Here is a 7,245-nt window from a genome sequence, read left to right as displayed (position 1 = left end):
AAGAAACTCATAACTTAAATATGAGTGAAACTGAGATTAAACAAAAATTTCAATTGCTTAAAAAAGATAGTGCAGGTAATCATAATCTTTTAAAATCAAGAAGCTGTGAATTTTGTATTAAAACTGTTCATTAATTGATAATTGATAATGGAACATGGATAATTATAGCAGGTTTAGAGTTAGGTAGAAATAGGGAGATAAAATTAGGGATTTAAAAAACTCTTTCATTATCAATTATCAATTATCAATTATCCATTGGTAATGTATCTCAAGTTGGAAAAGATGCTGAGACTGGATGTATCGGATGTGGTTGGTATAACTTTGAGATTTGGCGAAATACTCTTAATCAAAAACTAACTGAGTTTAAGCAGGATAATTAACTATTAGATATCTCCAAAAATCAAAAATACAATCAATTATCACCTATAAATTATCAATTACTTCTTCCTTCTTCCTTCTTCCTTCTTCCTTCTTCCTTCTTTCTTCTTCCTTTCATCAGCAATTTTATTTAAAAAAGGAATCAACGCATAACCTATACATTCTGCTAAACGAGGAGGTACAGCATTACCAATTTGCCACATCGCTTTTTTCATAGAACCCTCAAAAATAAATGAGTCGGGAAAACTCTGTAATCTTGCCATTTCTCTTGCTGAAATTACTCTGTTAAGGTAAGGATGAATATGAGTACCACCATGATTTTCTTTGATAGTCATACTTGGTTTACCCAAATATTGTCGTTTAAAAGCATCAGCATAAGTTTTATATAAAGAACAACCAGGAGGCACTTTAGCAAGTCTTTTCATGTATTCTTGTGAATGTCGAGTCCATTGATGATTAATTTCTGGAATAGGAGTTAATTCTGGAAGGTCAGAAATTGCTGATTCAATTGGTTTATATTGATGGGGTAATAGTTGAGGTTTTGGATAAGGATTTATCATGCCAAATTTATTGGCAATAAAAATAGTTCTAGGGCGAATTTGCGAAATTCCATAAGCAGCAGATTCTAGAATTGCTACAGATACATTAGAATAACCAATATCGATAAATGTTTGACAAATTTCTTTTTGAACACCACCTTTTTTCATAGTAATAATTCCAGGCACATTTTCCATAACAATATACCAAGGACGAATTTAATTAACTACTCTCACAAACTCTCGAAATAAATTATTTATAGGGTCATCAGGATTACGTTTTCCGGCAACTGAAAAACCCTGACATGGAGGACCTCCTACTACTAAATGTATTTCTGGCAAACCAATTTGATTGAGCCATTCTGTAGAATTAAATTCTTTGATATCCCCAGAAAAATGATGAGATGTAGGAAAATTTTTTCTATGGGTTGCTGATGCTATTGAATTTTCTTCAACACTTGCTATTGGTTGAAATCCTGCTTGAACTAAACCTTGTGTCATGCCTCCAGTACCGCAGAACAAATCGATAAATTTATAGTCAGATTTCAAGATGGGTTTGTCTTCAGTTTTAATGATTTTTTTATATGGGTCGCTGTCATTATTATTTAATTCATATTGGATTTTTTCATAACGTTCTAGTTTTGCTTTTTTATGATAATTTTTATCGTTTTGATTCTCTAAATTAGGAAATAAAGATAGTTGTTTTCCTTCCATGAAATTTTCCCTGTATCTGTATGTTTTTTAGTATAGTAAAGAATCAGAAAATCTAAAACTTTCTGCTGTTGTGCTGAAGCTAATTTTTTCAGTCTTTCTCAATTATGCCGCAATTAATTTCTATTATTAGACATCTCTAATCATCAAAAATAAAATCAATTATCCCACTCTTATTCATCAATTCTTTATCCCTGCTCCTTGCTCCCTATTCCCTACTCACTATGCGTGGAGGAGATGTCTATATGATATAATTTTTCCCTCCTAGTTAAATTTCTATTCAAACTCTGGTGCCCACACTTCTGCTACGGGTAATTTCCATCCAGGTAATATTTCTGCTACTTCTAAAACATCTCCATCTCTGAGGACAATTTTTTCTCTCATAAACCGATAAACTTCCATTGTCCGATTGCGGGGATTTACTAATACACCGACAATAGTTCCTAACTCTAGAAAATCTTGTATTTTCTCACGCAATTGTGGTAACTTATCGTTCTTAGATTTCACTTCAAAAATTAGTTCGGGAACTAATTCTGCATAATCTTCTGTAGGACGAGGTAATTTTTCTGCACTAATAAAAGAAGCATCTGGTGCCCGGATATCTCCATCTGCATTTGGTAAGCGAAAACCTCCACTAGAAGCAATAACTCTACCTAACTTTCGAGGTCTTACCCAGTTTCGTAACTGAGCAACTATTTCTGCTGCTACTTCATCTGATTCTAAACCAGAAGGACTCATAACAATAATTTCTCCACTTACTAATTCCATCCGATAATCTGGATAGTCTACTTGTAACTTTTTTAAATCTTTAACTGTTAAACCTGACATAGTTATCTCTCCTTTTTTTGTGTTTAATTCAATATTAAATTTTCCCTCCCTCACTGAATAATTAAAGTGGAAGTCTCTGAGTTAAAGAAAAAATAAATCTAACAAATTCTTTTGGTCAATCCTTTTCTTTTAAGAATAGGTAACTATTAATTTTTACAACCCTAAACCTAAGACCCACAATTTTTATTTTTCTTATCTCTTTCTTCTTCCTTCACTAATAAGTTTTAAACACAACTCCCGAAAATGTTCTCCTCGTTGTTCAAAATTTTGATACTGGTCGAAACTTGCACAAGCAGGAGATAATAATACAACTTTTGCATCATATTTTTTCGCCAATGCTGCACCTCTAATTACTGCTCGCTCCATTTCTCCTACTATTTCATAATTATGAAAGTTAATTTTTTGTAGTCTCTTGGCAAAAGTTTCAGCGGCATCACCTATTAATAAAACAGCAGCAACTTTTTCCTTAATTCGTCGCAACCAATCATTATCATTACCTTCTTTAGCTTCACCACCAGCAATTAATAACACAGGTTCAGGTACAGCACTTAAACCAACTGCTGCTGCATCATAATTTGTTGCTTTACTATCATTGAGAAAATCTACTCCATTCCAAGTACAAATATATTCTAAGCGATGAGGTACACCAGGAAATGTTTTCACTGCTTCAGCGATCGCCTCTTTTTCTATTCCTGCCAATTTCGCTACTGCCACTGCCATCAATAAATTCTGCTGATTATGATTTCCCAACATTCGCAGGGACTCCACAGAAACTGTTTTTTCCCCTCGCGCTACTACCCACCCATCCTCAATGTAAATTCCTTTGGCAATATCTCCCACTAAGTTAGCTTTACCTTTGATACTTGTCCAGTGGGCATTATCTCCAAGATTAGTTGCATTTTGACGTATATACGAGTCGTCACTATTTAAAACTTGTGTTTTAGAGCGATTTAATAAAGCTGCTTTGATATTAAAATAATTTTCTATTGTATAGTGGCGACTCAGATGATCGGGGGTTAAAGTAGTCCAAACACCAATTTGAGGTGTAAGGGTACTAGATGATTCTATTTGATAGCTGCTAATTTCTGCAATTACCCAATCTGGTGGAGTTTCTAATAAAGCTAATTCACAGGCAGCATAGCCAATGTTACCACAGGCAGGAGCATTCAATCCTGCGGTCTTAAAAATTGCAGCAACTAAAGAAGTAGTAGTAGTTTTGCCATTAGTACCAGTTATCCCTACCCAAGGGGAAGATTTGAGATATCGCCATGCTAGTTCCATTTCTCCAATAGTTTCAATTCCACTTTCTCTGGCGCGTTGGAGTGGGGGTATATCCCAAGGTACACCGGGACTAACAACGACTAAATCTAAAGATGTTTCCGGTTCAAACGAATAACCTAACTTAACAGTAATACCTTCTTGAGTTAAATTTTGTTGTTGTTGTTCAAGAGAGTCGGATGTGTTGCGATCGCTCAGTTCCACTTCCCAACCATTTTTCTTGAGCAGTCGCGCAGCAGCAATACCTGATTTTCCTAGACCAATAATATGAGTTTTTGGCATAATAAATATTTTTTGGTAGATATTTTGGTAAATTTACAAATTACCAAATGATAGTTATTTTGATTTTACAGCAGAGTGGGCTAAAAAGCTTTTGTTGGGATGACTTTTCTCATCGTTAGATATCTCCAGAAAAGAGGGAGTAGGGGGTAGTGAGTAGGGGGAAATAATTGATAATTTCTATGTGATAATTTATTTTATTTTTTATGATTAGAGATGTTTATTAAAAACTGACAATTTTAACTTTCATAATTTCAACAAAAGCACTATTTATAGGGGCAACTATAGAGGCATTTCCTGGCAAAAAAAATCAAAATAATTGTCCCAAATTATTGCTTAATTAGTCTATAACAGTAGGGTACGTTAATGAAATGTAACGCAACTAATTAGTTAATATTACTAATTTTTGCAATTAGACACTAGCTATGTCAGTCGAGTAGAGTGCATTAATGAAATGTAAGACACCTAATTAGTATTTCCTTAACTAAATTTAGTATTTTCTTAACTAATAGTACTAAACCTACGCATCTAACATGGTGTCATGCGACGCATTATTAAATACCTTTGATAGTACTAAACCTACGCATCTAACATGGTGTCATGCGACGCATTATTAAATACCTTTGATAGCATATATTTTAGCCATAATAGCGCACCCTAAAATTATGAACTTTGAAGAAGGAGTCAGGAGAATGGGGTCGATGGGAATTCTCACTCCATCAACCGCATTTGCACCGCGGGTGACGGTGGGGTATAAAACTTATAAGGGATAAAGATAAACCTAGGAATAATTCACCTACGTCACAAAAAATTCTATCCGTATGTTCCTAACTTTTAACTATTTCTCCAAAGTCTGCCAATACTCGTGCATTATTGCGGAGTAACCCTAACAAATTTAATCGATTCTGTTTAATTTTCGGGTCTGGGTCCATTACTAAAACACTTTCCGGCCCATCAAAGAAATTACTTACAGTTGGGGCAATTTTTGCCAAACCATCTACTAATTGTTGATAATTTCTGGTTTTTTGAGATATTTTTGTTTGAGGTACTAAATCAACTAAAGCATTATAAAATGCTAATTCTGATTCACTTTTAAACAAGTTTAAATCTACATTTTTTTTAGGTGCAAGTTGTATTTTATCCAACTCACCTTGAGCTGCCAAACGAGTTGAACGGTTTACAGTTTCATAGATTTGGTCAAGCAGACCATTTTGCCGAATATTTTGTAAGAAAATTGCACGGTTCCGTACATCTAATAAATCTTTTAATGCTCGTTCAGTATATTCCGAATCATTATTGCCTAACACCGCATTTACCAGATCGTAATCAATATTTTTTTCCTCTTGTAAAATTGTTTTAATTCGCTGCAAAAAGAAGTCATATAATTGGGGCAATAATTCTGATTCTGCTTCGGGATAAAATTTCGTAAAATCTACAGAAATTTGTGCTAATAACTGATGTAAATTTATTGGTAATTCGGCTGACCAAGTAATATTTACCACCGCATTTGCTGCCCGACGTAAAGCGAAGGGGTCTGAGGAACCTGTAGGTAACATTCCCAATCCAAAAATACTTACCAAAGTATCAAGTTTATCTGCCAAACTCACAACTTGACCGCTAATACTTTCCGGTAAAATATCTCCAGCACCTCTAGGCAAATAATGTTCAAATATTGCCATTGCTACGGCTTCATTTTCCCCACAAGCACGAGCATATTTTTCTCCCATTATTCCCTGGAGTTCGGGAAATTCATAAACCATTTGAGTTACTAAGTCAGCTTTGCAAAGTAGAGCTGCTCTTTCTATATTTTTGCTTTCTTCTTTACTGACTGTTAACTGTTCAGCTATTAACTTAGCTATATTAACAATACGTTCTACTTTTTTCCGAACCGAACCTAGTTTTGCTTGAAATGTTACAGCTTCCAATTCAGGTAAATAACTTTCTAATGGTTTAGCTAAATCTGCTTTATAGAAAAATTGCCCATCAGCTAATCTAGCTCTAATTACTCGTTCGTTTCCTTTAGCAATAATCTCTGACTTTTCCGGGTCGCCATTAGATATAGTAATAAAATATGGCAGTAATTCAACTTTAGCTTTAGCAGTTTTTGTGGATTTCAAAACAGGAAAGTAACGTTGATGTGTCACCATAACAGTTGTTGTTACTTCCGAAGGCAAAATCAAAAATTCTTCATCAATTTTACCAACTACTGCTGTCGGCCATTCGACTAAATTTGTAACTTCTGCTAATAATTCTGTCGGAACTTCTGCTGTTCCTTGAACTTTTTTAGCTACAGTTTGTATTTGTTGTTCAACTTGACTCTTTCTTTGTTGAAAATCTACTTCTATATAAGCTTTTTTCAAAACTTCTACATAATCTTTTGCCTGCTGAATTTCAATAGATTCAGGATGTAAAACTCGATGTCCGTAGGAGACACGACCAGAAGTAATTATCTCAGAGCCATTTTCTAAATTTATTGGCAATATTTCCTCATCTAATAATGCTACTAACCACCGAATAGGACGAGGAAATTTGATATCTCCATCTGCCCAACGCATAAATCTTTTACCTTCAAGTTTATTAATCCATTCAGGTACTAATTTGATGAGAATTTCTGCTGTTTGTTTACCCTGAATTTTTTTATTGACGAAGACAAAATCACCTTTTTCTGTCGGGCGTATTTCTAGGTCTTTTAATTCTATTTCTTGTTTTTTAGCAAAGCCTTCTGCTGCTTTTGTCGGTTTACCATCTTTAAAAGCTGCTTTTGCCGGAGGACCTTTAATTTCTTCTTCTCGGTCTGGTTGTTGAGTAGGTAAATTGTTGATGACGACAGCTAAACGTCTGGGTGTGGCATATATTTTAATCCCATCATTTGTTAAGAATGCCTCACTCAAAGCGGTAGGGATAAGTTTTTCCCACTGTGATATACCTTCAGAGACAAAAGTTGCGGGTAATTCTTCTGTACCAATTTCTAATAAAAATGTCGGCATAGCAAAATATTGACAGATTTGGATATTATTATACCGTTTCACTAAAGTCAAAAGTCAAAATTTAAAAGTCAAAATTTAAAAGTCAAAATTTAAGTACTTAAAACTTCTACTATACAGTAATCTCAGCTTATTATTTGACTTCATAATTTACCAACTATTTGTGACATTTTTTAAGTGAAATGGTATTAGTTAATTAGGGCTTGCTGATTAAATCTAAAAGTATTTACAGATAAAGGTTTTCGCCTTTT

3 protein-coding genes and 1 pseudogene are annotated in these 7,245 nt (G+C 34.2%); all 4 read right to left on the bottom strand.

Going from position 1 to position 7,245, the window contains the following annotated elements; genetic code table 11:
- Positions 1-437: 437 nt before the first annotated feature.
- Positions 438-1,628, bottom strand: a pseudogene (locus F6K13_RS11125) (DNA cytosine methyltransferase).
- 273 nt (positions 1,629-1,901) lie between these two features.
- Complete coding sequence (locus tag F6K13_RS11120; RefSeq protein WP_124147182.1) at positions 1,902-2,453, bottom strand: Uma2 family endonuclease; 552 nt, start codon at positions 2,451-2,453, stop codon at positions 1,902-1,904.
- Positions 2,454-2,645: 192 nt separating this feature from the next.
- Complete coding sequence (murD, locus tag F6K13_RS11115; protein WP_124147183.1) at positions 2,646-4,013, bottom strand: UDP-N-acetylmuramoyl-L-alanine--D-glutamate ligase; 1,368 nt, start codon at positions 4,011-4,013, stop codon at positions 2,646-2,648.
- A gap of 824 nt (positions 4,014-4,837) precedes the next feature.
- Positions 4,838-6,997, bottom strand: coding sequence for a glycine--tRNA ligase subunit beta (gene glyS, locus F6K13_RS11110; RefSeq protein ID WP_124155243.1), 2,160 nt, complete (start codon positions 6,995-6,997; stop codon positions 4,838-4,840).
- Between the last annotated feature and the right edge of the window lie 248 nt (positions 6,998-7,245).

The organism is Okeania sp. SIO2B9, from assembly GCF_010672505.1.
Taxonomy (GTDB): Bacteria; Cyanobacteriota; Cyanobacteriia; order Cyanobacteriales; family Microcoleaceae; genus Okeania; species Okeania hirsuta.
This window is presented reverse-complemented; position numbering and strand designations above follow the sequence as displayed.